Here is a 26290-nt window from a genome sequence, read left to right as displayed (position 1 = left end):
GTGAAGTGCGCTGCATCCAGAACCGCGGCGAGTATCTTTATGTCGCCGAAGGCAAGGGCGGCTTTGTCGCCTACGACATCGCCAATCTTTCGAACAAGGGCGTATCGGAACGCATCGTCAAATCACCCTTCTCGGCGCTGGGCCATGATGCCCAGGTGAAGACCGCTAACGCCACCTGCATGGCGATTGCCACCACCCAATCGGTGTCGGTGCCGCGCAACGACAAGATCGTTGGCGAACAGGACAAGCGCGCCAAGGGTGAACCGCTGGCGGACCCGCTGGCCGGCTACAACCAGGAACAGAAAATGCACGAGATCTACCGCTATGCGGTGGTGACCGATGCTGTCGAAGGCCTGCTGCTGGTCAATGTCGATACGCTCACCGATGGTGAGCCGCGCAACAATTTCCTGAAGCGCACCACGCTGGAGGGTGGCCGCACGGCGTGGAACCCGGATGGCGTGCTGAATGGCGCCCGCCACATCACCCTGGCCGGCTACATGGCCTATGTCACCACGCCGCGCGGGGTGGTGGTGGTGAATCTTGATAATCCCAAGGCGCCGAAACTCGCCGCCGCGCTGCCACTTGCCGATGCGCGGGCCAGCGCCGTGCAGTTCCGTTATCTGTGGGTGACAACGGCGAATGGCCTGGAGGTGTTCGACATCGCCGATCTGTCCCGGCCCATCCATCATCCCGAAGCGACGCTGCCGATTGCCAACGCGCGCAAATTCTACCTTGCCCGCACCTATGCCTATGTCGCCGCCAAGGGCGAAGGGCTGGTGATTGTCGACATCAAGAAGCCACTGGCGCCCAAACTCTATCAGCGCTTCACGGCGGACGGCACGCTGAATGATGCAGAGGACGTGGTGGTGGCCACCACCAACGCGACACTGTTCGCCTATGTGGCGGACGGGAAGAACGGCGTGAAGGTGCTGCAATTGACCAGCCCGATCACCCAGCCCAATTTCTATGGCTTCTCGCCCAAACCCATGCCGGAACTGATTGCCTTCACCCGCACCGCCCGCCCGGCGCTGTCGGTATCGAAGGGGCTGGATCGGGATCGCGCCGTGGATGAAACCGGCGGCCAGATCGCCATTCTGGGCCGGTTGGGTTCGCGCCCGTTCAACCGCAAGGAAACCGAGCATTTCTTCATCGGCGAAAACGGCCAGCCCTATCGCGTGACCGATCGGGTCGACATGGGGGCGTGGTCGCCGCTGCGGAAGTGATCGCAAGGAAGAAGGCCTCCGGCGGCCAGGGGCTGAGCCCCTGGACCCACTTTCGTTGGTGCGCCCCCGCCGACGAAAATTGGGCATGAAGAGCAAGAAAACAAATGGGTGCAGGCCTCAGGCCTGCCCACCGGAGGCCCTGCTTCCTTTTTCTTCAACCCATGCCAATTGAAATTCGCAGGAGGCGAACATCACTTACGGCGCGACCAGCGGGAAATCTGGCTTCGGCGGCTGGAACAGGCCCATGAAGCGCTGCAAAACCGTGAGGTCGCCCTTGATTTGCAGCTGCCCGGCCGCGATCAGGTCGGGCGCTTTCACCGCGCCACCGATCAGTCCGATCAGCGCCCGGCGCGGCACCACCAAAGTGGCCTGCGCGGCATCATTCACGCCCTTTTCGTGCAGCATCACGCCGTTGCCGATGCTGACGAGGTGACGTTCCTTGGCGTCTGGAATTTCAAAGGCGATGGTCAGCGGTGCGATGGCGCGATCCGGCACCAACCGCACGCTCATGCTGTCGAGCAGCATCGAAACCGACAGATTGGCAGCGATGCCGGCGACCGCCGCCTGGGTGCTGGGTTTGATCCCCTGTTCCAGTTCCTGCGCGCCGGTCAGATAGAAATCCCGCCACGGGGCGGCTTCGGCCCGCCACGCCAACTGCCGATAGACGCCGGCCAGAGCCGCCTTGGCCCCATTGGTTTCCGGCGCGGCGCGCACCAGCGTTGAAAGCAAAGTCGCAGCCCAGCGGTCATCACCCTTGGCAGCGGCGGCTTTGCCGGCGGCCAACACCTTCTTGGGCCCACCCATCTGGGCCACCAGACGCGGCGCCAGATCGGCGCGTGGCAGTGGATCGAGGCTGGCCGGATCGCCATCGAACGCGCCGAGATAGCGCTGATAAACCGCGCGGGCGTTGAATTTCAGGCTGCCGTAATTCGGCCGGTTGAACCACGCCGTGGCCAGCGGTTCGGGCAGCTTGATCGCCTCACCGATCTCCACCGCGTTCAGGCCGGTGTTCATCAGCCGCACGCTTTCATTGTGGACAAAGGCATAGGCCTGGGCATGGCGCAGCAGATAATCGTTGATGTGATCCTTGCCCCAGCGCGGCCAGAAATGGCTGGTGAACAGCACATCGGTTTCGCCGCCCCAGCGCCGCTTCGCCTCCACCAGATAGCCCGCCCAGCCCTTGGCATCACGCACCAGCGCGCCGCGCGGGGTGAGGACATTGTGCATGGCGCCATTGGCGTTCTCCGCCAGGCACAGCGCTTTCCATGCCGGCAGGTAGAAGTTCATTTCCGCCGGCGCCTCGGTGCTGGGGGTGAGTTGGAACTGGAATTCCACCCCGTCGATGGTGCGGTTGTTGCTGGCCGGCGTGATGCTGTCCGTCGGCGGGATCAGGCCATAGGTGCCGGGCGTGCCCATCGGGCCGAGGCCGGAAGAGACATGGCCCGTGGCCCCGCGCGGCAGCGCCTGGCCAAACATGTAGGTGGCGCGGCGCAGCATGGCCGGGCCGGCGATGACATTTTCCGAAACGGCGTGTTCGAGGAATCCCTCGGGCGCGATGATCTGCACCTTGCCGGCGGCGACATCGGCCGGATTCACCACGCCCAGCACGCCGCCGAAATGATCGACATGGCTGTGCGTGTAGATGACGGCGACCACCGGCCGCGGGCCCAGTTTCTCGGTGACCAGCGCCATGGCGGCCTTCGCGGCTTCGGCGCCGGTCAGCGGATCAACGATGATCCAGCCGGTGGTGCCGCGAATGATCGTCATGTTGGCCAGATCCAGCCCGCGCACCTGCCAGATGCTTGTCGCCACTTGGAACAGGCCGTGCTTTGCCACCAGCGTCGCGTTGCGCCACAGGCTGGGATTCACCGTGGCCGGCGCCGGTCCGCTGAACTGGGCTTCATCGGCCAGATCGCGCAGCACCTCGCCCTTGGCGTTGCGGATCTTGCCGTCGGTGATTGAGCCCAAAAAGCCGCGACTGGCGAAATCGAAATCCTGTTGGTCGGCCCAGTTGAGCGACGCTGCCAGGGCGGCATTGTCGGCCTGCGCCTGTGGGCTTGCGGTGGGCGGCGGGGCGGCCGTGGCAGCAGAGGCCCAAAGCAGCGTGGGGAGCAGGGCGATAAGGTGCTGTGTCATGGGTGAAGGCTAGGCCCGCACGCCCGCGCCCTCAACTGTGAATTCGCACAATCAGGCTTTGGCTCGCCGTGGCCAGCAGCGTGCCATCCTGGGCGAACAGATGCACGCGGCCATGGGCAAAGCCGGCATGGACGGCGTGGATGCGGATATCGGCCAGCACCCACTCGGTCGGCACGAAGTTCATGTAGCGAATGGTGTTATCAAGGCTGTTGCCGCCGGCGTTCGCGCCCAGCGCGTTGCCAACCCCGCTGGGCAGGAAATCCGCCATCACCGCCAGCACCAGCCGATCGATGGTCAGATCGCGGTTCACCGGGCGCACCCACAGCCGGCCGATACCATCGGCGGCAGGCGGCGCCTTGCCGCGATCCCGCCCGAAACTGCCGCTGGCAACGCGGCGTTCCCACTGGCTGTTCATGTCATCCGGATCGCGCTGCCAGCGGATGGTCATTTCGGGGCAGTCTTCCGGCGGCGGCACTTGTGGCATCTCCGCCCATTGATGGTGCGGGCTGTCGGGCCGGCTGCCCAGCGCGGCGTTGACGGTGATGATTTCCTGATCGCCCGCGCGGGTGATGACACGGGCCTGGCTGTTGTACTTGCCCGTCACCGGCACGATCACTTCCAGATCAAGCTCCGTTCCGGGCCGCGCGTAACTGAGATATTGCGCCGCCGCCCACACCGTCGGGCGGCCAGTGTGCGCCTCCACCGCGGCCAGCGCACTGGCCAGGCCAACGCCGCCAAACATGAACAGGCGGTCGGGCGGGCCGACACACAGATTCTTCGGCACGGTGAAGCGATAGTGGCCGGGGCGGTCAGTCGGCTCGACGGGGATGAACGGGTGCACGGATTCAACTCTCGATGAAGGCGCGGATGCGGGCGGTGAAGGCCGGATCGGCGAAACGCGAAATCGGGGCAGGTGCCCCGGCCTTTTCCGGCCCGGTGTCAGCCAGCAGAGCGCTGACCCGGGCTTTCAGATCGTCCGCATCGGCGGCGACATGCAGGCCGGGGCGGATCCCGATATGCCGCGCGGTGGCAAGCTGGTGATCGTTGTTGTGCTCGCCCTGGGTTTGCAGGCGGGGCAGCATCAGGATCGGCTTGCCGGCTTCGATGGCGCTGATGATCGAACCCATGCCGCAATGGGCGACAAACAAATCACACGCCGCCACCCGCGCCTGATAGTCGGGCAGGGTGAGCTTCCTCACCCAGCGGGCGTGGCGCGGCTCATAGGCGCCCTTGCCGATCTGGATTTCGAGGGGCACGTGGCGGTTGGCGGCGGCCCAATCGTCCATGGCACGGGTCAGCCGATCGAACGGCATCATCGTTCCGACCGAAACGAACACGCCCCTCACAGCACGCTGCCCCAATGCGGCGCCTTTTCGGTGGCAAGCGGCGGCCACTGGGTGACAGCCTGCGAACACACGCGGCTGGCAAACGCGCCACTGCCCGACAGGATTTCGCTGTTGGCAATGCTGTCCACCCACAGGCTTTTCACGCCGAACGGGCGGGCCAGGGTGCAGGCGATCAGCCCCGGCAGTGCGCCGGTGGTGATGATCACCTGCGGGCGCACCTTGATCAATATGGCAGCGATCGCCAGTGTCGTGGCCGGAATATGCCACCAATCGGCGCGCGAGACATCGCGGAAGGTGTGGAACGGCGTATCGCCCACCAATGCCTGGCTGGATTGATCCACCGTGGCGATGCTCACCTCGTGGCCGCTCCACGCCGGCGACAGGCGCATCAGCTGGATGAAATGTCCGCCGCCGGACGCGATGGCCAGTACCCGTTTCGCCATGGTCAGGCCGCACCCTTGGTGGGGTTCATCGCATCCATCGCCAATGTGTAGCTGCGCTTGCGGTCGTCATGGCCGTGCAGGATGTTGACCAGCATCAGCTCGTCGGGCGCATATTCCTTGATCACTTGCTCAAGTCCGGCGCGCACGGTGGCAGGGCTGCCGGCCACAACGCGGCGACTGGCAAAGGCCTTGGCCACGTCGGGCCGGTCTGCCAGCCAGGCCTGCGCCACTTCAGGCGGCGGCACCGAAATGCTTTTGCCCATCAGCAGATGCGCGAACATCATCCGCGCCGGGGCGGCGAGGCGCAGCGCCTCTGCATCGGTTTCGGCGCACACCGTCCACACCGCCACCATCAGATGCGGTTTGTCGCCGGCGTGGCCCAAAGTATTTCTGGGGCGGAACTGCTCGCGATACGCGTCCGCCAATTCGCCCAGCCGCGGCGCGATGAAATCGGCAAGGCAATAGGGCAGGCCCAGATCAGCGGCGAAGGCGACACTGTCGGGCGAGGAACCGAGCACCCACGGCTCCGGCACATGCGGCCGGCCGGGCAGGGTGGCGGCATAGGCGTGGAACGGGTGATCATCGGGCAGCGAGTCTTCCAGATAGCCGATCAGCTCGGCCAGCTGCTGCGGGAACTGATTGGGGGCGTATTGGCGGCGATCCTGCTGCAGGGCCACCGCCGTGCGCTGGTCACTGCCCGGCGCGCGGCCCAGTCCCAGATCGATGCGGCCGGGGTGCAGGCCGGCCAACAGGCTGAACTGTTCCGCCACTTTCAGCGCCGAATAATGCGGCAGCATGATCCCGCCGGAACCAACGCGGATGCGGCTGGTGGCATTGGCGACGGCGCCGATCAGGATTTCCGGCGCGCTGCCGGCCAAGGCGGCGCTGGCGTGATGTTCGGCCAGCCAGAAACGCTGATAGCCCAAGGCCTCGCAATGGCGGGCGAGATCGATGCTGTTGGCCAGCGCCTGCGCCGGCGTCACGCCTTCCGGGATCGGCGTCTGGTCAAGAACGGACAGCGCAATCATCGCCACAGTCCTTTCTTCACCACCCGTTCCGGCAGGCTGGCGAGGATGGCGCGGCGTTCGTCGTCACCGGCGTGCGGCCAGCGGCTGATTTCATCCATGGTGCGGCGGCAGCCCTCGCACCAGCTCGTCCGCCGATTGATCTGGCAGACGTTGATGCAGGGCGACGCGACGCTGCGCAGCGCGCTCATGCCCGCAGCTTTCGGCCGGCCTTCAGCAGGTGATAGAGCAGCAGCCCTACCGGCCCGGCCACGAAGGTGAACGCCAGGCAGGGCAATAGCAGCCAGTGCGGCAGCGCGGCATCCTCGGCTTCCCAACTGCCCACCCACAGATCGAACGCCAGATAATGCACCCAGCCCGCCAGCAATGCCTGCGGAGAGGAGAGCAGCAGGCGCACCCCTTCCAGCGTGTCGAAACCCGCACCCGGCGGCGGGCCGTCACCCGCAAGTCCCGTCGCCAGCAGCGTCACATACAGACCCGACAAAAGCACCGCGATCACCCGCGCCAGCAAAACCAGCCGGGCGCGGTCCAGCGGCGCACAGGCAAGTGCCAACCAACCGGGCAATACGGCGACACTGGCAAGACTGAACAGGTTCTCAGGCGTCATTCCGGCGCACAATGGTAGCGGCGGCGGTGATGGTCAAGCGAGCGGCGCTATGGCAGCATTGCGAAAAATGGGGAGGACAGATGATGAGGCGCCTGATTGGATTGGCCGGGATGGCTTTGCTGCTGGCGGCGGCCGCACCTGTGCCAAGGTCCCTTGCAGTGGTGAATGGGCCGGGCCGTCCCGAAGCGATGGTGGCTCTGGATGCCGGCCGCAAGCCCGCCGAAGTGCTGGCCCACAGCCTGATCCGCCCCGGCGCTCGCGTCATGGATGTCATGGCCGGCCAAGGATACTACACCGAATTGCTCGCCCGCCATGTCGGCCCCAAGGGCAAGGTCTTTGCCATCGAACCCGTCAGCTACATGGATGATCCCAAGACGGCCGCCGCCTGGGACGCGGTGAAAAAGCGCAACGCCAATGTCGAACTGGTCGTCGGCCCGCCCGGCCAAGCCCCCATGCCCGACAAGCTCGACGCCGCCTTCTATCACCTCACCTACCACGACCTTTATTGGCAGAGCGAAAAATACAAATATCCGCGCATGGAAGTGGACCCCTACAACGCCCGCCTGTTCGCCGCCCTGAAACCCGGCGGCGTGGTGCTGATCATCGATCACTACGGCGTGCCCGGCATGGACAGCCGCGCCCAGGCCGACAAGACCCACCGCATCGATGCCGAGGTGGTCAAAGCCGACATGACCCGCGCCGGCTTCCGCTACGCTGGCAGCGTCCCGATCCTGGAAATGACCGGCGACGATCCGACGAAACTGGTGTTCGATCCGGCGCTGCGCGGCAAAACCAATCGGTTTTACTATCGGTTCGTGAAGCCCTGAGTGGATTGAAGCAGGGCCTCCGGCGGGCAGGGGCTGAGCCCCTGCACCCACTTTCGTTTTCGGGCGGCCCCTTCGGCACGCCGTTCTCAATCTTTCAAAGAGAAAAAAATCGCTGCCGAACCTGCATCAGGTGCCGACATTTCACGCGGCAAAGTTTTGACAGTTTTGACGATTCGTGTGGGGTTCAGTATTTTTCAAACCACCGCGCACCGCCCACACTAGGCCGTCGGGTAGCACCGCAATGACAGGCTTGGCCCCTGTAGGACAGCCGGCCGCGTGGCCGCTGCACCCGGCCAGCGGTCTTGCAACGATCGTCAGCGCGACGGCTCATGCCACTGCACCATTAGCCAACGCAATTCCAAACCGCAAACCGACACTAACCCTCAAGCACGCACCGTCGATAACCATCGTTATGGCAACGTAGCGGTATGGCTTTGACCGCAATCATTTCGCCTGCCCAGGCGCTGAGTTGGCGGTCTGACGCGACGCGCTAAACTCAAGCACGCCGGCGCGACCAAGCGTATCGGCTTGGCGTGCGACCGAGGCAACCATGGCCTTTAGGTGCTCGCCGGATAGCCAGGAAATGCTGCCTGGTGGTGTCCGTACCTTTTGCGCGGTCAATATCTCCAGCCGACCGATTGCCACCATTTCCTCGACGCAGCGGCGCACCGTTTCGGTCGGCAGGCCAGTGGCTCGGGCTATCGCCCGGCGGCTGATACCGCCCGAGAGCGCGTCGGGGAGTGGTACTGACCCGCGATAAGCCGGATCACGCACGTTCTGGCGCATGTATTTTTGCACCGTGGATATCGCCACCGTCAGCACGATCAAAGCCGGCACAGGTTTCAGCCCAAGCATTTCGGCAAGCATCCGATGTTGCAGCAGGAAGCAATTGCCCACTTCGAAGATGACCAGCCGAGCATCTTCTAGTGCGGCCTGTTGATTGACCGTAACGCGCATGACGCAATTCTCTAAATGACCTGATTTGGGTCACTTATCAATCAAATCGGCTCCTGTCTAGCGTATGGAAAACTGATCATTGGGTAAGTGAAACAAAGGCATAAAATGAGCTGGCGGTATGGCAACACCACCAAGGCCGCGCTGGCAACCTTGTTGTGCTCGGTCCACGTCGCTGCTGTGTCGGCACCGCTTTCACCGGCGGTCATCGATCGGGCCAGCGTTCTGGTCGACGCCGACGCCGCGCGGCTGGAGACTTTGTTCAAGGACCTCCACGCGCATCCCGAACTGCCATTCACCGAAACCCGGACCGCCGCCATCGTGGCGAGCGAGCTCAAGGCATTGGGATTCGAGGTGACAACCGGCATCGGCGGAACCGGTGTGGTGGGGGTTTTGCGCAACGGCCCCGGCAAGACCATCTGGTATCGAGCCGATATGGATGCCAATGGCGTCGAGGAAATCACCGGCCTGCCCTATGCGGCGAAGGCTCGGCAGAAGCTGCCTGACGGCAGCGACGAATGGGCAATGCATGCCTGCGGTCACGACGCGCATGTTACCTGGCTGCTGGGCACGGCGCGGGCGCTGGCGAAAATGAAGCAGGCTTGGTCGGGCACATTGCTCGTCTATGCCCAGCCGGCCGAGGAGCTTGGGCTTGGCGCTCAAGCAATGCTGAAGGACGGTCTGTTGACCCGCGGTTTCCCCAAGCCCGATCTCGGCTTTGGCAGCCATACCGCGCCGGGCCCGGTCGGCGCGGTTTCTAACTCGCCAGGCGTGCGGATGGCTGGAACCGACCAGCTCGACATAACGTTCACCGGGTTGGGCGGGCATGGCTCAACCCCGCAGATGACGATCGACCCGGTCGTGATGGCTGCCCAGGCGGTGCTCGGCTACCAGACGATTATCAGCCGTAACATCGACCCGCAAAGCGCCGCCGTCCTTACCGTTGGGGCCATCGAAGCCGGCCGGGACAATAATGTCATCCCGCAGACGGCGGTACTGAAACTCAACCTGCGCTGGTTCGATAGGACGGTGCGCGGCCAGTTGCTGACCCGGATCGACGAGGTCAGCCGCGGTGTCGCCATCGGCGCCGGCGTAGCGATCGACAAAATGCCAACCCGCGCGATGAAGGGTTCGGCGGTGCCGCTTGTCAACGACGCAGCGCTGGTAAAGACGATCGATCAACCGCTTAAGCAGTTGCTTGGCCCAAATATGGTCATCAACAATTTTCCCGCCGTCACCGGGTCGGAAGATTTTCAGGAAGTCATGGTTGCGGCCAAGGTGCCCTATGTATTCCTGCTGATCGGCGTTGCACCGATGGATCGATACACGGCCGCCGTGAAGGCCGGGCGGATGGCTCCCTATTCCAATCATAATCCTGATTTTTTCGTCGATCTGGCCGCCGTGCCGCTCGGCACCAAGGTCAACACTGTTTCCATCTTGTCGCTGTTTGCCGAATGAGCGTCTGGCGATGAAATACCGTTCTGTTCTATCGGGGGTTCAGTCGCATGGGTGAATGGTTGGTTGCTACACTGCGAACCTACCCTGAATTGGCGATTTTCATCGCACTGGCAGTCGGTTTCTGGATCGGGCCCAAGAAGATTGCCGGTTTTAACTTGGGCAATGTTACCGCGACTCTGCTTGCCGCGGTCGCGATAGGACAGTTGGGGATTGAGATTCCGGGACCGATCAAATCGGCCTTTTTCATGCTGTTCCTGTTTGCTGTCGGTTATGGCGTCGGGCCGCAATTTTTTGCCGGGTTGAGCAAGGACGGTCCCAAGCAGCTGGTGTTTTCGGTGCTGGTGCTGATGCTGTGCCTGCTGGTTCCCTTTGCCTGCGCGCAGATCGCCGGGCTTGATCTGGGCTATGCCGCCGGGCTCTATGCCGGATCGCAAACCTCATCGGCGGCAATCGGCGTGGCAACCGACCAGATCGCGCGGCTCAGTCTGGCGCCGGAACAGGCGCGGGCATACAATGATGCGATTCCGATTGCCTATGCGGTCACCTATATCTTTGGCACGATTGGTTCAGCGATCATCCTGGCAACGATCGGGCCCAAGCTGATCGGAGTCGATCTGGCCAAGGCCTGCGCCGAATATGAAGCCGAAATGGGCGGCGTTTCGGGGCAGGATGCTGGAGTGTTCTCGGCCTATCGCAATGTCGATGTCCGCGCCTATCGGGTGCCCGAAGGTGATCTGACCGGCAAGCCTGTGCGCGACCTGTTCCCTGGCCTGCGCATTTTTGTCGAGCGGGTGCATCGCGGCGATGCGATTATCGAGGCTGATGCGACCACGGTGCTGAAGGCCGGTGATATCGTGGCGATTTCCGGCCCGCGGCCGATGCTCGTCGAACAGGTCGATCGCGTCATGACGGAAGTCGATGACCGTATCCTGCTCGATATTCCGGTCGAACAGGTCGATGTGTTTTTGCGCAGCAAGATATACGCTGGCAAGACGTTGCGCGAACTGGCCGACGAAGGCCCCGCGCGTGGGATCTATCTTCGCAAGATTACCCGTAACCTCGTCGAAATCCCGATCCTGCCGGAAACCGAAGTCCTGCGCGGCGACATTTTAACGGTGCAGGGCAGCCGGACGCACGTCAACGCGCTCGCCAACGCCATCGGCCATGCCGATCGGCCGGTCGAAGCCACCGATCTTATGGTCGTGTCGGTCGGCATCGTCATCGGCGGCCTCGTCGGCGCGCTCAGCGTGCAGATTGGCGGCATTCCGCTCGGCCTGTCGACCTCGGGCGGCGCGCTGCTTGCCGGCCTGCTGCTCGGCTATTTCCGCGCGGTGAACCCGACGATCGGCAGCATTCCCGGGCCGGCGCTGTGGTTGCTGAACACGCTGGGGTTGAATGTCTTCATCGCGATCGTTGGCATAAATGCGGCGCTAGGTTTCGTCGCCGGGCTGCAATCGGTGGGGATCAGCCTGTTCATCTGGGGCGCTGTGGCCACCAGCCTGCCGCTGATCATCGCCGTCCTGCTGGGGCATCATGTCTTCAAATTCCACCCTGCCATCCTGTTTGGCATCTGCGCCGGGGTGCGCACGACAACCGCGGCGCTCGGCATGATCCAGGAAACCGCGCGCAGCAAGGTGCCGGCGCTCGGCTATGGCCTGCCCTATGCCGTCGGCCAGATGCTGCTGACGATTTTCGGCATGGTCATCGTGCTGATGATGAACGCGAGCTGATTTTTTAAACGAACCAATACCCTTGAGGAGACGATCATGGACGTTATTACACTAGAGCAATACGCGGCGCTGAGCCCGTTCGAAATCAAGGCGTTCCTTTCCAAGGCGGCAATCAAGACTGTGGCGTCGACGTCGTCGCTGACCTATATCAACGCCGGGCGGGGCAACCCCAACTGGATTGCGACCACCCCGCGCGAGGCGTTTTTCACCTTTGGCCATTTCGCCATTTCGGAGAGCAAGCGCGTGATGGACCTGCCGCCCGGTATCGGCGGCATGGCCAAGGCGCCGGGCATTGCGGCACGGGCCGAAAAATGGCTTGCGGCGCACGACAGCTATCCCGGTGCCGACTGGCTGACCGCCATGATCCCCTGGACCATCGCGCATTTCGGTTTTGAACCGGATGCATTCGTCCATGAACTCGTCGATGCCATCATCGGCGACAATTACCCCGTTCCCGACCGGATGCTCGTCCACAACGAAGTCGTGGTGCGCGAGTATCTGCAATGGGCGATGTGCGGTGACCCGGCGCCGGAAGGCAAGTTCAACATCTATGCCGTCGAAGGCGGCACCGCGGCGATGTGCTATATCTTCAAGACGATGAAGTCGAACCGGCTGCTCAACGCGGGCGACACCATTGCGCTCGGCGTGCCGATCTTCACACCCTATCTCGAAATGCCGCTGCTCGAGGATTATGCCCTCAACATCGTCAACGTCACTGCGACGCAGGAAAATGGTTTTCAGTTCAGCGATGAAGAGCTCGACAAGCTGCTCGATCCCAAGATCAAGGCGTTCTTTGTCGTCAATCCGGGCAACCCGAGCGCCATCGCGCTGTCGGACAAGGTGATCGCCAAGATAGGCGAAATCCTGGAGAAGCGTCCCGACCTGATCATCCTGACTGATGATGTTTATGGTACGTTCGTCCCGGGCTTCCGCGGGCTTTTGGGGGCATTCCCGTACAACACCATCGGTGTTTATTCCTACAGCAAGTATTTCGGCTGCACCGGTTGGCGGCTCGGCACCATTGCGGTTCACGAGAACAACGTCTTCGACAAGCTGGTCGCTGCGTTGCCCGAAGAAACGCTGAAGCTGATCGACAAGCGCTATCACGCGCTCACTCTGCACCCACGCGACATCACCTTCATCGATCGTATCGTCGCCGACAGCCGCGACGTGGCATTGAACCACACCGCCGGGCTTTCGCTGCCGCAGCAGGTGCAGATGATGTTCTTCTCGTTGTCAGAACTGATGGACACGAAGAAATTATATCAGCTCGGCTGCATCGGCATCTGCAAGGCGCGGGTGCGGGCGACGATCGAAGGGCTGGGCATCGATGTCGGCGAAAACGACCATTTCGATTACTACTATGGCCTGATCGATTTCGAATTCTGGATGCGCAAACATGTCGGCAACGAAGTTGTCGATTGGGTGAAGGCCAATGTCCACCCGCTCGATCCGGTGTTCAGGTTGGCCGAAGACCATGGTGTCGTGTTGTTGAACGGCAGTGGCTTCGATGCGCCACCCTGGTCGGTGCGGGTATCCTTCGCCAATATGCCCGACCATGTTTACGACGATATCGGCCGGGCCATCCGGGCCGTTGCGGTTGGATATCGCGACGCCTTCGAAGCTAGCAAAGTACAGGAGTGACCGCCATGAAAAGCAGATTTCTGATGACCACGGTTGCGGCACTGATGATGGCCACCGGTGCCCTTGCGGCGCAAGGCACCGCCAGGGTGACAGTCCTCGCCACCGGCGGCACCATCGCAGGCGCACAGGCGCCCGAGGGCGGCTATGGCTATAAATCCGGCTCCTTCGACATCAAGGACCTGATTTCGGCGGTGCCCAATCTCGACAAGCTGGCGATGATCAGCGGCGAGCAAGTGGTCAACATCGGCAGCCAGGACATGAACGACGAAGTCTGGCTGAAGCTGGCAAAGCGGCTGGGCGAAGTGGTGAAATCACCCGGCACCGATGCGGTCATCATCACCCATGGCACCGATACGGTGGAGGAAACCGGTTATTTCCTGGATCTGGTCACCAGGACAGAGAAGCCGATCGTGATGGTCGGGTCGATGCGCCCGGCCACCGCGACTAGCGCCGATGGCCCCAGCAACCTGTACAACGGCGTCGCCGTGGCGATCAGCCCGGGTGCCAAGGGTCGCGGCGTGGTCACTGTGCTCAACGACCAGATCGACTATGCCCGCAACGTCGTGAAGACCAACACTACCGATGTCGCAACCTTCCGCAGCGTCAATCGCGGCCCGGCCGGCGTCAGCAACACCGGCGTCGTCACCTGGTTCGCGCCGCTGGAGAAAAAACATGGGCTGAACAGTGAATTCAATGTCGACGGCCTGACAAAGCTGCCCCGTGTCGACATCATCTATGCGCATGCCGGCATGAGCCCCGATCTGATCGATGCCGCGGTCAAGCTGGGCGCCAAGGGGCTGGTCATTGCTGGCGTCGGCGATGGCAACATGACCGAGGCGGCGCTAGATCGCGTTACGGCGGCGGCCAAGGCCGGCGTCGTTGTGGTGCGCAGCACGCGGCTTGCATCGGGTATCGTTTATCGCAACAATGAAGTTGATGACGACAAGCTCGGCCTCGTTGCTTCAGCCGAGCTGAACCCCGCCAAATCGAGGGTATTGCTGATGTTGGCGCTTACCAAGACCAGCAATGTCGGCAAGATCCAGGCGATGTTCAACGAATATTGAGTGTGATTTCCGGCCCGGTTCACCGGGCCGGAATCATGCTATTTGACCAGCGTCCATTCCTGCGACTTGCAGCCCATCTTGCCGAAAAGGCAGCCGGTGCCCTTCAACGTGTTCGGGCCGGTCCGCACGACCTGGCCCGAAAATGTCTTGTTGATATCGGGAACGAACACGCTGCCCTTCCATTTGTCGGGGCCGACGGGCGTGAATTCCCTGAACAACTGCTGCCCGACAAGATTGGGCGTGCCGCCCTTTGCCGCATCGGCCTTGGCCTTGTCATTCGCCCAGACGACGACACCGCAGATATTGGCGCCGCAAGGGCGCGGCTGGATGTGAACCGAATTCGACGGGTTGCGATAGGTGCGATACTTGGGCGGCGGCGCCGCATTTGCTACTCCTGCCGTCAAGGCCAGCAGCGCGAGCATCCGAACAGCAGCGATCATCAGATTGTTCCCTTTTCAGCGGCAGTGTTGAAGATGCACAGCCGCCACCACGCGAGCAAGCCATAAGCCAGCGCCAGCAGCGCCAGATGCCCAAGCGCGCCGTGCACTTCGGCAAGACTGGCACCCATCTGGTTGACCCCGACCAGCGCCGCAATGCCTGGCGTCGTGGGCAGCAATTGCGCCAGCCAGTGTAGCGGCAGCGGCGGCGAAGGCCAGGTGAAGCCCGAAAGAAAGAACATTGGCACTGTCGTCACTGCGAGCAACTGTACGCTGCGTTCCCGGGTGCGGAAGAAGCTTCCGACGAACATGGCGAACATCACCGATGCCGCGATGAACAACGACGTCGCCACCAGCGCGGCGCCGATGCCGCCGTTGACCGGGAAATCTTGCACCCAATACATCCAGCCTTGATAATAGAGTGCGTTGAGCATCCCCAACGTGGCAAAGGCGCTCGCCACTCCGGCAAAACCCGGCAGGCTGAACCGCAGCCGCCCCATCCCTTCACGCCGTGTGCCGGCCAGCATCACCATGCCGAAGAGCAGCGTCTGGTGGATGATGACCGGTGCCACCGCCGGCACCACGGCGCTGCCATAGCCTTCGCGGGTGTTATACAGTGGGCGCGGAATCAATCTGATCGATGGCGGCGCCGGCGCCCCGGTATATCGCGCCCGTGTCAACGCGGCATCGCGTCCGGTCGCCCCCAATGCCTCGCCCAACGCCACCAGCGTCGTCTTGGCACGATTGAGGTTGAGCCCGCTGCCGAACAGCATGATCTGGCCGGCCTGGCCCCGCGCCGCATTGCGTGACAGTCCGGCCGGGATGACCAGAATAGCGTCAATGATATCGGTGGCGAGCAAGCTGCGCGCTTCGTCGAATGTTTCCGGCATGGCGACGAGATGCGCGCCCTGAGTCGCCGCGACCCGGCGGATGAGCGAGCGGCTGAGCCCCGAATGATCGAGATCGACAACGGCGACGGGCAGCGAGGTCACCACCTGTGCCTGATAGGCGGCAGGATAGAAAAACGAGTAAAGCACCACCGCCAGCACCAGCGTCGCCACCGCCGAGGCATCGGTGAAAACCGTCCGCACCGTCAACGCAAAGGCGCCGCGAAACGTCACCGCAGGCCCCAACTGGTCGGATCGCGCGCCAGTCCCCTCAGTAGCGGCAGCGCCAGCCCGAACGACACCAGCGCAAAGGCCAGCATGACGCCAAGCAAAGGCATCGTCGCTGTCATGGGTGCCGCTGCCTCCAATTGCTGGGCCTGCGCTCTCGCGAACCAGTGGAACGGCGTCATCGCGCTGAAAATACGGGTGAACAACAACCCGCCGTCGGTGGGAAACAGCGCGCCGCTGAACGCCAGCGAAGCCCCTGCATAAACCCCGATCAATGATAGCGACATCATCATCTTGCGCGTTAGGCCGACGAACAGCACACCGATACCGGCATAGGCCAGATACAGCAGCAAGTGCGCCGCAAGCAGCAACCAGACACTGCCGGCGACCGGCCAGCCATTGCCGCTGAACGCCGCCAGCGCGGTAACGCCGAACAAGGTGTAAACCGCGACATAGGGCACAAGCTTGGCAGCAACAGCGATGCCGATGTTGTTGCCGGCACCGTCCAGCCATTCCGCCGCCGTGCCATCGCGCAATTCGCGCCCCACCGCCGATGCCGCGCCCAGGCACATCATTAGATGCAAAATCGCCGTATGAATGAGCGGCACGAGCAGTAGTTCATAACTTGTTTGCGGGTTGAACAGCGTTCGCGCCTCCACCCGCAGCGGCGGCACCATCGTTGCTGCAGTGCCCTTCAGCCGCGCCCCGGTGTCGACCCCAAGGCCAAGCCCCAGCCGCCCGCTGGCGTTGCCGATATCACGCATCACCGCGCCGCTTTGCGTGTTGTAGGCGGCGTTTGGATAGGCAACGAGCGTGCCGACCCCGCCACGATTGATCTCCTTGGTTGTGCCTGCCGGCACGACCACCACCGCCCAGACCTTGCCGCTGCGTACCAGCGCAAAGCCTTCATCGAGCGTCACCGGCCGAGCGCTGACCCGCACGCCCGGCGTCGCATCGAGCATTTGCACATACTGACGCGCCACCGCGCCATGGTCATTATCGACCACCGCGATCGGCAAATCGCGCGCCACCCCGCCCGCAAAAAGCCACGACATCATTGCCAGCAACACGAGCGGGATCCACGTCAACATGGCCAGATCCCAAGAACTGCCGCGCAGAAACGCGATTTCGCGCGCCAGCGTTTGGCGCCATCCGGTCACTTGGTGACCATGCGGGGCAACCCGCTCACTTTGCCAGACTTTCGAACAACACGCTCATGCCGGGGCGCAGGTCGGGCGTCGCCGCAACCGGTCGAGCTCGGACTTCAAAGCTCTTAATGTCGTATCCCGAAGACTGGCGCGTTGCCCGCCAGGTCGCATAATCGCCCGCCGGGTTGACAAAATAGACCCGGAAATCAACGCGCTTGCCCCCCAACGCCGGCACTATTCCGCTGATCAACGTACCCGGCTTTACCCCGCGCAACTGGTCCTCGCGCAGATTGAACGCCACCCAGGCATGGTCGATATCGGTCAGCGTGAATACCGGATATCCCGCAGGCACCAATTCCCCAACATCGACCATCTTGCGGGTGACGACAGCGGCCAATGGCGAGGCAATCCGTGTTTCCGCCTCCGCTGCAGCCACTTCGGCGAGCGCCGCCTGCGCCTGTTGCACCTGCGCCCCAGCCGTCGCCACATCCTCGCTGCGCGCGCCGGCAAGCGCCTGTGCATATTGCGCCCGCGCAGCGGCTGCGACTTCGCTCGATGATTTGAAATTGGCCAGCGCCTCGTCACGCCGCTGTGCCGCGATCACGCCCTCGGTGAACAGGTTCTGCGTTCGTATATAGGTCACTTTGGCCAGCGCTTCACCAGCTTCGGCCCGCGCTGCGTTGGCGCGCGCGGCCTCGATTTCCTCGCGCCGGGCACCGTTCCTTGCCTTTGCCGATTGCGCCTGTGCCGCGGCAATCACCGCTTCGGCCTGGGCGCGTTTTGCTGCAATTTCCGGCCCGGTCAGCGTGAACAGCTTTTGTCCGGCCGCAACCCGATCGCCTTCAGCCACATACAGCCGCTCGACCCGTCCGGCGACCTTGGCCGACACGATGATTTCATCGGCATCGACCATCGCCTGCACCTGTTCCGGCCCCGCCTGCCGCGACAACCACAAGCCGATGCCGACAATGGCAGCAACAATGACAAAGGCCGTGATCGCCAGCCAGCGCTTGCGGCCGGCGATCGGGGAATCTGGTACTTCGATCATGGCGCAATGCTCTTGTCGGCACGGGCGATATAGCTAGCGAAACGGTCTACCTGCCCACTAGCAGCAAGCAAATGGGCGAGGGTCACATCGAATTGATAGGCCGCCTGCACCCGCTGCACCCGCGCACCGCTAAGTCGCAACTGCGCATCGATGACATCGAGCGAGGTCGCCAGCCCTTCGCGGAACGACAATTGTTGCAGGCGCAAATGCTCGGCTGATGCGGCAAGGCTTGAATCGAGCAACAGATACTGGCTGCGCGCCGTGTCCAGATCATTGTATGCTCGGGTCGTTGCCGTCGCCAGATCGATCTTAACCTGCCGAAGTCCGGCTTCGGCTGCGGCCTGCATGGCGCGCGCGGCCTTGACCTGCTGGCCGCGATCGGCACTCGACAGGAAAGTGTATTTCAGCCCGATCCCATAAATATAGTCTGGCTCGGTGAACAGCGACTCGCGCCGGTTCAGGTCATATTGGCCGAACAAATAGACCTGCGGACGCTGCTTGGCCTGCTGGATACGCACCCCCTCGCGCGCCTGATCGCCCAGTGCCCCCAACCGCCCGACCTGCGGATGCCGGGCTTCGGCTGAGGCGACAAAGTCATCGAGCGGCTCCATCTGGGCCGACACAATGAACAACGGCGTCGTCGGCAGCACCTCCGCGTCGCTGTGTAATAGATTGGCGAGATAGGCGGTCGCTGTCGCCAGATCGTTGCCGGCCTTCTGATAATCCCGTTCCGCATCATCGCGGGCTACCTGCGCTTGCAGCACCTGCGCGCGACTGGCAAAGCCCTGCTGCTCCAGCTTGCGCGCATCCTGATAGTGCCGGTCCAGCCCGGCGCGTGCATCGGTCCGCACCGCCAGCACGGCAGCGGCGAGTTGCTGACCGAAATAGGCCTGGACAAGCTGCAGGGCCAGCGACTGGCCGGTATCGGCAACACCGGCTTCTGCTTCACGAATGCCCGCCCGCGCGGCATTCTGTGTCGCACTGATCTGGCCGCCGCTGTACAGCGGCATGACCGCACTGACGACCGGCCGGAATGCCCGGCCGCCGACCGCAAGATCAAGGGTACCAGGCAAGCCGAGCGATGGACCGATCGTCCCGGTGCTTAGCGACAATGATTTCTGATATTCGAGCTGCCGGACATCGATGCTGATTTCTGGGCGGCGCAAGGTTGCCACAGCGCCGGCCTGCGCCTGTTTTGCCTTCACTTGCGCCGCGCTGGCCGCCAGCCCGTCCGATACTTGGGTCAGGCGAATGGACGCGGCCTCGAAACTGATCGGCACAGCTGGCAACGGCTGGGCTTGGCCAATCGTGGCCGGAAAAAAGCCCGCCACAATGCCAATTCGCCAAAGCGCAGCACGATGCGACTGAAGTGTTGGAAGGATCGCCAAATCAGCCCTCATGATCTTATTCTAGTTGTTTAACAGGCAATTCATCGCCGTCAAAGTAACCCGATTTGGGTCACTCACATCGTCAGGCTAATCGTATTTCTGCCTATGCGTGACAGGCACTTCAACGGATTTAACAGCGTTTGTCCGATGGGCAGTTAACCGCCCGCGGAAGGGCTTTGGCGAGCAACGGGATCCATCACATGCCATCTTCGTTAAATACGGGTTCGCGTTTCATGGCATTCGCATTTGCCATGGCCGCCACCGCCGCGAATGCTCAAGATGCCAAGTCGGCCTTAGAAGTCTATGGGTCTGTGCAACTCGACTATATCCAGAATTTCCGTCGCGCCGACCCCAGCTGGACAGCGGCTTTGCGGCCATCCAAGATTCCGACCACCAAGGGCCAATTCGGTGGCGATGGCGAAGCAACACTAAGTGCGCGGCAGACAAGGCTTGGGATTAGAGCCTCGACCCCTGCCGGATCGAACGAGCTGACCAGCCAGTTCGAATTCGATCTGTTCGGCGTCGGCGTTGATGCCGGCAAGACGACATTCCGCCTGCGTCACGCTTGGGCCGCTTGGGGGCCAATACTCGCCGGCCAGACCAATTCTCTTTTCATGGATGCCGACCTGTTCCCAAATGTCGTCGATTATTGGGGGCCGACCGGCATGGCTTTTGTCCGCAACCCGCAGATCCGCCTGACTGTCGTCGACAAAGCCGGCTTCAAATTTGCTGTTGCCATCGAATCCCCGAACGAAGATATCGATGTGGGCAGAATTCGCCAAATCGACCCCGATCTCGCCGCCAACCTGCGCGATGTAACGCCTTTGCCGGACTTGACCGCCCAGGCGCGGTACGTTGGCGACTGGGGCCATGTCCAACTATCAGGGCTGCTGACCAAGCTTGCCGTTGAAACCGCTGGAACGCCCAATAATCAGCCCAAAGACAGTCGGATTGGCTGGGGTCTCAACTTTGGGACGTCATTCAATATCGCCAAGGCGACGACGCTTCGCGCCGGGGTCGTTTATGGCCATGGTATCGCGAGTTACATGAACGACGGCGGCACTGATCTTGCGCCACGCACCGTTCCAGTGGGGCCGGGCCTTGCGCTTGGCCTCGAGGCCGAGGCTGTCCCACTGCTTGGCATTATCGCCTATGTGGACCACCGCTGGTCAAAATCTTTCACATCGGCGCTGGGCTACAGCATGACGCGCGTGGAAAACACAAATTTTCAAACTGCTTCGGCGTATCACAAGGGCGAATATGCCTCGGGCAACCTGCTGTGGCAACCGATGCGGAATGTCCTCGTCGGGGGCGAGTTGCTATACGGGAAGCGCACTGACAACGACGGTCGGAGCGGGGATGACATCAGGACGCAAGTCACGTTCAAGGCCAGCTTCTCCAGCAGCGACTTGCTCAAAGCCAAATAGAACGGGCCATGCAAATTATAGAAAACGGCGCTTTTGAGAAGCAGACGATGCCGCTTTGGTCGTGGGCCGTGCCGCTGCTGGCCTGGGCTGCGCTCATCTACGCCAGCGTTCACGAGGCGGGCGGGCTTATTCTGATCCTGATGGCGATTGTGCTGTTGGGCACGATCGTCGCCGCTGTGCACCACGCTGAAGTTCTCGCCCATCGCGTTGGCGAGCCTTTTGGTTCGCTAGTCCTCGCTCTTGCGGTCACGTTGATTGAAGTCTCGCTGATTGTTTCGGTCATGCTGTACGACACATCACCTGCCGGATCGACCCTTGCGCGCGATACCGTCTTTGCGACTGTCATGCTCGCATGCAATGGGGTGCTCGGGATCTGCTTGGTGGTCGCTGGCTGGCGATATCATGAACCAGTGGTCAGTCTACGCGCCGCCTCATCGTTTCTCGCGGTCCTTACCGTGCTTACCATATCTGCGCTGGTGCTCCCCGGCTTTACCCGCTCCGCAACAGGTCCAATCTATACGACAGCGCAACTGGTCTTCGTCGCTTCGGCGTCATTTGGCTTGTATATCGTCTTCCTGTTCGTCCAGACTGTGCGTCACCGGGGCGATTTTTTGGCAGCGGACACTCTCGATGACGCCGACCCTCCGGCAAGTCATGCTCCCTCCAACAAGGCGACCGCGCTTGCGGCTGTTGTCCTTCTGGTGGCATTGTCCGCTGTCGTTCTAATTGCAAAGAAGCTTTCCCCGGCATTGGAGTCGGCGATGCGAGCTGCCAATGTGGTAGAGCCGGCGGCCGTCGTCGGCGTGATCGTCGCAGCGACAGTTTTGTTACCCGAGTTATTTTCGGCGTTGCGGTCAGCGCGTCGCAACCAACTTCAGACGAGCATTAATCTTGGCCTTGGCTCTGCACTCGCCTCAACGGCGTTAACACTTCCAGCTGTCGCTGGCGTTGCCATCTTCACGAATGAACCATTGATCCTCGGATTGAGCGGCACCAACCAAATCTTTCTCGCGCTCACGATCATCGTAGCAACAATGACACTGGGCGCCGGACGCGCGACCATTCTTCAGGGCGCTGTGCACCTCGTGATACTCGCGCTCTACCTTTTTTTAGTGGTGATCCCGTGAGGCCAGCGCATGCGCTGGCCTCCATCAGACGCTTTCCACCGTCACTTTTCTTACGCGTACAACGTGAGGGCGGCCAACGCATCGACTTTGGCACGGAACCGCACCGGGTTTGCGGGAGGCGTCAGCTCCTGAGTTCAACTCGAACAAGTTGATTGGAACGTCCGGAGTTGCCCGAAGCGGTCGCCCGCAGGCTGGGCGGCGGATGATGACAATTGGGTCGCAAGCGGACACTCCCCATCCGGCCCACCCGAAAGCAACCGGGTGCAAAGACGAGTCCCTGCCCGCCGGAGGCCTGCATTCTCTTCTCCTGCCACTGAATCAGCTGGCCAGTGCGAGCATTCGCTTCGCAATCGGCCGCGCCTCGGGCTGCGGCTGTTCTTGAACCTGCCCGGCCCGGCTGCTACGGGTGCGCTCATGAAACTGATGGTTGTCCCGCCCTGCCAACAAAGCCGCATCTTTGCGGCGGTGTTGGTGCGCGCGGTGAGTTCGAGGTTCGGATAGTCCGGCGCCTGCCATCGATGTGCAAAAAACCCCGCCTGGCCGGCGGGTTTTTTTGTGCTGGTCGGGCGGTAAGATAAGAAGGAAGGCCGTATGACTTTGACCAAGGACGATGACATCGCGCGGCTGGCGCGGGCGATGATCGATTGCACTTTGCCCAAGGCGGAATGGACGCATGCGGGCCATTTCGCGGCGGCCTTGTGGCTGCTGCGGCACCGGCCCGATCTGGCAGAATATGACGAGATGCGCCGGTTGATCAGCCGCTACAACGAGGCGACCAGCACGCCCAACACGGATGACGGCGGCTATCACCACAGCATCACCATCGCGTCGCTCAGGGCGGCGGCGCATCACCTGGCGGCGCAGGGGCCGGATACGCCGTTGCATGTCGTGCTGGCGAGATTGATGGCGTCTATGCAGGGCCGGTCTGACTGGTTGCTGGCGCACTGGCATCGCGAGACGCTGTTCAGCGCAGCAGCGCGGCGAGACTGGGTGGCGCCTGATCTGGCACCGCTGCCGTTCTAGCGCTCCCGAAAACGAAAGCGGGTGCAGGGGCTCAGCCCCTGCCCGCCGGAGGCCCCTTTTCCTTCAGGTCGCCGGCAGCACCGCCGTCACTTCGATCTCGATCTTCATCGCCGGGTCGATCAGATCGGCAAAGATCACCGTGCTGGCTGGTGGGTGTTCGCCGAAGGCGGCGCGCAGTTGCGGCCAGCAGGGTTCGAAATCGGCGCGATTGGGCACATAATAGGTGACCCGCACGACATGGGCGAAATCCGTGCCGGCGGCTTCCAGGGCACGGCCGATGATGGTGATCGCGTTGGCGCATTGGCCTTCCACGTCGGCGGGCAGTTCGCCGCTGTCGGGATTGCGGCCCACCGTGCCAGCGACGAACACGAACGGCGGCGCCACCACGGCGCGGCAATAGCCCACCAGCGCCTCCCACGGCGCGCCACTTTTCAGGCGGGTGATGGTCATCTCAGCGGCGTGGCAGCGCGCCGCCGCCGGCGGAACGAGCGCCGGCCAGGGCGGCCCCTGTCACGCCCTTGTCGCCCAGCGCATTGATTGCGCTGAACACATCCACGGCCTGCGTCGGGGCCCTTGCCGGCATTTGCACCATGCCATCGATGGCCGCGACATCTCCGGCCAAGCTGTCCATCACGGCGTCGGGCAGATCATCGGGCTCGGCAAAGCGGCTGGCGACGGTGAAGGCTTGCCCAAACCGGCGCGATTCCAGCGCTTCGAACCCGGTGTTGAGCAGATCCTGCATATTGTTGTCGCGGCCCAGCCGGCTCGGCCCGCCGAGCACCACGGCAATCAGGCGGCGGTTTCCGCGCACGGCGGACGCGGCGAGTGTGAAGCCGGCGGCGTTGGTGAAGCCGGTCTTGATCCCGTCCACGCCCGGCATGGTGCGCAGCAGATGGTTGTGATTGGCCACGGCCAGGCCGCGATATTGGTAATGCGCCTTGGAAAACAGCGGATATTGATCGGGAAAATCGCGCAGCATGGCGCGCGACAGCACGGCGATATCGCGCGCCGTGGTGGTGTGATCACCGTGGGGCAGGCCCGATGCGTTATAGAATCGCGTGTTGGCCATGCCCAGACGGCGGGCGGTGCTGGTCATGCGCTCGGCAAATTCGGATTCGCTGCCGCTGATATGTTCGGCCAGCGCCACCGAAATATCATTGGCGCTTTTGGTGGCAATCACGCCGAAGGCATCGCGCACGCTGATCCTTGCACCGACTTTCAGGCCCAGTTTCGACGGCGCCTGGTTGAAGGCCCGGCGCGAAATGCGGATGTCGTCGTCCAGCCGCAGCCGGCCAGCGGCCAATTCTTCGAAGGCAACATACAGCGTCATCACCTTGGTGATGGAGGCCGGATAACGGATTTCATCGGCGCGGCGGGCATAAAGCACTTCGCCGGTGCTGTGATCGATCAGGATGGCAGCATAGCGCGGCGCGGAATAAAGGCTGGCGGCATAAGCAGATGGCGCCAGCAGTGCCAGCAGCATCACAACAGTCCGTGCCAGGGCCTTGATCAGCAACGCGTCTTTCCCTCTTTTGCCACGCAATAAAGATTAACCTGATTGGCACGTCGCTGCAAAGGGAAGAATGACGGTGGCGCAGCGACGCAGCCCCGGCCTGTCTCCCGATTGCAACAGGTGGGCGCTGCTCTTGCCCTTTGCCCTTGAGCATGCGATGCGCCGCGCGCCCAATCGTTGCCGGCCACCATTGCATGAACGCACCGTTTTCCTTGTCAACCAACCCGGTCAGGAACCGCCGCACCTTTGCGATCATTTCGCACCCCGATGCCGGCAAGACGACGCTGACCGAAAAATTGTTGCTGTTTGGCGGCGCCATCCACGCCGCCGGTGAAGTGCGCGCCCGCGGCCAGAACCGCCGGGCGCGGTCGGATTGGATGAAGATCGAACAGGCGCGCGGCATTTCCGTCACGTCATCGGTGATGACCTTCGAACGCGCCGGCGTGACGTTCAACCTGCTCGACACACCGGGCCACGAGGATTTTTCCGAAGACACGTATCGCACCCTCACCGCGGTCGACAGCGCGGTGATGGTGATCGACGCGGCCAAGGGCATCGAGGCGCAGACCCGCAAATTGTTCGAGGTTTGCCGCCTGCGCGATGTGCCGATCATCACCTTCATCAACAAAGTGGACCGCGAAGGCCGCGATCCGTTCGATCTGCTCGATGAAGTGGCCGACATGCTGCAACTGGACGTGGCGCCGCTGAATTGGCCGGCGGGGATGGGCGGCGAGTTCACCGGCATCTATGATTTGAAGCGCCGCCGTTTCCACAAGCCCGACGGCAGCGACAGCCGGCTGGCCGGCGACGTGGTCGAGGTCGATGGCCTTGATGATCCGCGCATCGAAGAATTGGCCGGGCCGATGGCGGGCCGGCTGCGCGAACAGGCCGAGCTGGCCGAGGGCGGCTATTCCGATCTTGATATCGAGAAATATCGCGCCGGTTCGCTCACCCCGGTGATCTTCGGTTCGGCGCTGAAGGATTTCGGCGTGCTTGACCTGATCGAGGCGATTGCGGCGATGGCACCAAGCCCGCGCCCGCAACCGGCGCTGCCGGCGGCGGTGGATCCGGATGGCGCGCAGGTTTCGGGTTTCGTGTTCAAGGTGCAAGCCAACATGAACCCGCAGCACCGCGATCGCATCGCCTTCCTGCGGCTGGCCAGTGGCCGGTTCCGGCGCGGCATGAAGCTGAAGCAGATGGCCACCGGCAAGCTGATCGCCATCAATTCGCCGATCTTCTTTTTCGCTCAAGACCGCGAGATCGCCGATGAAGCCTTTCCCGGCGACATCATCGGTATCCCCAACCATGGCGTGCTGCGCGTGGGCGACAGCCTGGTGGAGAAGGACGATGTCACCTTCACCGGCATCCCCAATTTCGCGCCGGAAATATTGAAACGCGTGCGGGTGCGCGATCCGCTGAAGTTGATCATGAACTCAGTGGCCTGCAGCACATCGAATCCGGCCTCCTGCAACATGCCGGCAGCCCGCTGCACATCGTCGAGGTCCGACGAGAAGTTGCCGATGTTCTCCGCATCGGCCAGCAGACCCGGCGTGAACATCGACACGCCGCCACGCGACCGTGGCGAGGCGATCGCGAAGATGCGATCC

Annotated in this window: 25 protein-coding genes; 10 read left to right on the top strand and 15 right to left on the bottom strand. The window is 62.6% G+C overall.

Going from position 1 to position 26290, the window contains the following annotated elements; genetic code table 11:
- A partial coding sequence (locus tag RMO81_RS13295) for an LVIVD repeat-containing protein (protein WP_409049620.1) occupies window positions 1-1223 on the top strand: 1223 nt, incomplete at its 5' end.
- Between the two features lie 195 nt (window positions 1224-1418).
- Here RMO81_RS13295 and RMO81_RS13290 read toward each other — a convergent pair.
- From RMO81_RS13290 to RMO81_RS13260, 7 genes are read right to left on the bottom strand one after another with little or no spacing between them, the layout of a single operon-like run.
- Complete coding sequence (locus tag RMO81_RS13290; RefSeq protein WP_310476373.1) at window positions 1419-3359, bottom strand: alkyl sulfatase dimerization domain-containing protein; 1941 nt, start codon at window positions 3357-3359, stop codon at window positions 1419-1421.
- 31 nt (window positions 3360-3390) lie between these two features.
- Window positions 3391-4200, bottom strand: coding sequence for an acyl-CoA thioesterase domain-containing protein (locus RMO81_RS13285; RefSeq protein ID WP_310476372.1), 810 nt, complete (start codon window positions 4198-4200; stop codon window positions 3391-3393).
- A gap of 4 nt (window positions 4201-4204) precedes the next feature.
- Window positions 4205-4696: a glycosyltransferase gene (locus RMO81_RS13280; protein ID WP_310476371.1), complete on the bottom strand. Its 492-nt coding sequence runs from the start codon at window positions 4694-4696 to the stop codon at window positions 4205-4207.
- A gap of 5 nt (window positions 4697-4701) precedes the next feature.
- On the bottom strand, window positions 4702-5148 hold the full coding sequence (locus RMO81_RS13275; protein ID WP_310476370.1) for a UDP-N-acetylglucosamine--LPS N-acetylglucosamine transferase: 447 nt from the start codon (window positions 5146-5148) through the stop codon (window positions 4702-4704).
- A gap of 2 nt (window positions 5149-5150) precedes the next feature.
- On the bottom strand, window positions 5151-6176 hold the full coding sequence (locus RMO81_RS13270; RefSeq protein WP_310476369.1) for an LLM class flavin-dependent oxidoreductase: 1026 nt from the start codon (window positions 6174-6176) through the stop codon (window positions 5151-5153).
- Window positions 6173-6364 carry a DUF1289 domain-containing protein gene (locus RMO81_RS13265; RefSeq protein ID WP_310476368.1) on the bottom strand — a complete coding sequence of 64 codons (192 nt, stop codon included), beginning with the start codon at window positions 6362-6364 and terminating at the stop codon, window positions 6173-6175. The genes RMO81_RS13270 and RMO81_RS13265 overlap by 4 nt, the downstream gene beginning before the upstream one ends.
- Window positions 6361-6780, bottom strand: coding sequence for an ABA4-like family protein (locus RMO81_RS13260; RefSeq protein WP_310476367.1), 420 nt, complete (start codon window positions 6778-6780; stop codon window positions 6361-6363). Before RMO81_RS13260 ends, RMO81_RS13265 begins: the two co-directional genes overlap by 4 nt.
- An 80-nt stretch (window positions 6781-6860) precedes the next feature.
- Between RMO81_RS13260 and RMO81_RS13255 the strand changes: the two genes are divergently transcribed.
- Window positions 6861-7607: a methyltransferase domain-containing protein gene (locus tag RMO81_RS13255; RefSeq protein WP_310476366.1), complete on the top strand. Its 747-nt coding sequence runs from the start codon at window positions 6861-6863 to the stop codon at window positions 7605-7607.
- 444 nt (window positions 7608-8051) lie between these two features.
- On the opposite strand, the gene RMO81_RS13250 is transcribed toward RMO81_RS13255, so the two are convergent.
- On the bottom strand, window positions 8052-8564 hold the full coding sequence (locus tag RMO81_RS13250; protein ID WP_310476365.1) for a hypothetical protein: 513 nt from the start codon (window positions 8562-8564) through the stop codon (window positions 8052-8054).
- Window positions 8565-8741: 177 nt separating this feature from the next.
- On the opposite strand from RMO81_RS13250, the gene RMO81_RS13245 reads away from it, so the two are divergent.
- From RMO81_RS13245 to RMO81_RS13230, 4 genes are read left to right on the top strand one after another with little or no spacing between them, the layout of a single operon-like run.
- Entirely contained in the window at window positions 8742-10019 is a 1278-nt protein-coding gene (locus RMO81_RS13245; RefSeq protein ID WP_310476364.1) for an amidohydrolase, read from the top strand.
- A 47-nt stretch (window positions 10020-10066) separates the two neighbouring features.
- Entirely contained in the window at window positions 10067-11749 is a 1683-nt protein-coding gene (gene aspT, locus RMO81_RS13240; protein ID WP_310476363.1) for an aspartate-alanine antiporter, read from the top strand.
- Window positions 11750-11785: 36 nt separating this feature from the next.
- Window positions 11786-13393 (top strand): bifunctional aspartate transaminase/aspartate 4-decarboxylase, encoded by a 1608-nt coding sequence (locus RMO81_RS13235; RefSeq protein WP_310476362.1) that lies wholly within the window; start codon window positions 11786-11788, stop codon window positions 13391-13393.
- A gap of 5 nt (window positions 13394-13398) precedes the next feature.
- A complete protein-coding gene (locus tag RMO81_RS13230; protein ID WP_310476361.1) occupies window positions 13399-14457 on the top strand; it encodes a type II asparaginase in 1059 nt (352 codons plus the stop codon).
- A 38-nt stretch (window positions 14458-14495) separates the two neighbouring features.
- Here RMO81_RS13230 and RMO81_RS13225 read toward each other — a convergent pair whose 3' ends face one another.
- From RMO81_RS13225 to RMO81_RS13205, 5 genes are all read right to left on the bottom strand, one after another.
- Window positions 14496-14897, bottom strand: a complete 402-nt coding sequence (locus tag RMO81_RS13225) for a DUF2147 domain-containing protein (RefSeq protein ID WP_310476360.1) — start codon at window positions 14895-14897, stop codon at window positions 14496-14498.
- Window positions 14897-16015 (bottom strand): ABC transporter permease, encoded by a 1119-nt coding sequence (locus RMO81_RS13220; protein WP_310476359.1) that lies wholly within the window; start codon window positions 16013-16015, stop codon window positions 14897-14899. The genes RMO81_RS13225 and RMO81_RS13220 overlap by 1 nt, the downstream gene beginning before the upstream one ends.
- Window positions 16012-17100 (bottom strand): ABC transporter permease, encoded by a 1089-nt coding sequence (locus RMO81_RS13215; RefSeq protein WP_310476374.1) that lies wholly within the window; start codon window positions 17098-17100, stop codon window positions 16012-16014. Before RMO81_RS13215 ends, RMO81_RS13220 begins: the two co-directional genes overlap by 4 nt.
- Window positions 17101-17194: 94 nt before the next feature.
- A complete protein-coding gene (locus RMO81_RS13210; RefSeq protein WP_310476358.1) occupies window positions 17195-18205 on the bottom strand; it encodes an efflux RND transporter periplasmic adaptor subunit in 1011 nt (336 codons plus the stop codon).
- A complete protein-coding gene (locus RMO81_RS13205; protein ID WP_310476357.1) occupies window positions 18202-19485 on the bottom strand; it encodes a TolC family protein in 1284 nt (427 codons plus the stop codon). Before RMO81_RS13205 ends, RMO81_RS13210 begins: the two co-directional genes overlap by 4 nt.
- 359 nt (window positions 19486-19844) lie before the next feature.
- On the opposite strand from RMO81_RS13205, the gene RMO81_RS13200 reads away from it, so the two are divergent.
- The 3 genes from RMO81_RS13200 to RMO81_RS13190 all read left to right on the top strand — a co-directional run bounded on the left by RMO81_RS13200 (window position 19845) and on the right by RMO81_RS13190 (window position 23170).
- Window positions 19845-21020 (top strand): DcaP family trimeric outer membrane transporter, encoded by a 1176-nt coding sequence (locus tag RMO81_RS13200; RefSeq protein ID WP_310476356.1) that lies wholly within the window; start codon window positions 19845-19847, stop codon window positions 21018-21020.
- Between the two features lie 8 nt (window positions 21021-21028).
- Complete coding sequence (locus RMO81_RS13195) at window positions 21029-22147, top strand: ionic transporter y4hA (protein WP_310476355.1); 1119 nt, start codon at window positions 21029-21031, stop codon at window positions 22145-22147.
- A gap of 591 nt (window positions 22148-22738) precedes the next feature.
- A complete protein-coding gene (locus RMO81_RS13190; RefSeq protein ID WP_310476354.1) occupies window positions 22739-23170 on the top strand; it encodes a hypothetical protein in 432 nt (143 codons plus the stop codon).
- Between the two features lie 63 nt (window positions 23171-23233).
- Here RMO81_RS13190 and RMO81_RS13185 read toward each other — a convergent pair whose 3' ends face one another.
- Both RMO81_RS13185 and RMO81_RS13180 read right to left on the bottom strand, forming a co-directional pair.
- On the bottom strand, window positions 23234-23620 hold the full coding sequence (locus RMO81_RS13185) for a RidA family protein (RefSeq protein ID WP_310476353.1): 387 nt from the start codon (window positions 23618-23620) through the stop codon (window positions 23234-23236).
- Window position 23621: 1 nt separating this feature from the next.
- A complete protein-coding gene (locus tag RMO81_RS13180; protein ID WP_310476352.1) occupies window positions 23622-24686 on the bottom strand; it encodes a D-alanyl-D-alanine carboxypeptidase family protein in 1065 nt (354 codons plus the stop codon).
- 191 nt (window positions 24687-24877) lie between these two features.
- On the opposite strand from RMO81_RS13180, the gene RMO81_RS13175 reads away from it, so the two are divergent.
- The coding region (locus RMO81_RS13175; RefSeq protein WP_310476351.1) for a peptide chain release factor 3 at window positions 24878-26290 on the top strand (1413 nt) is incomplete at its 3' end.

The sequence above is a fragment of the Sandarakinorhabdus sp. genome (genome assembly GCF_031422795.1).
In the GTDB taxonomy this organism is placed as follows: domain Bacteria; phylum Pseudomonadota; class Alphaproteobacteria; order Sphingomonadales; family Sphingomonadaceae; genus Sandarakinorhabdus.
This window is presented reverse-complemented; position numbering and strand designations above follow the sequence as displayed.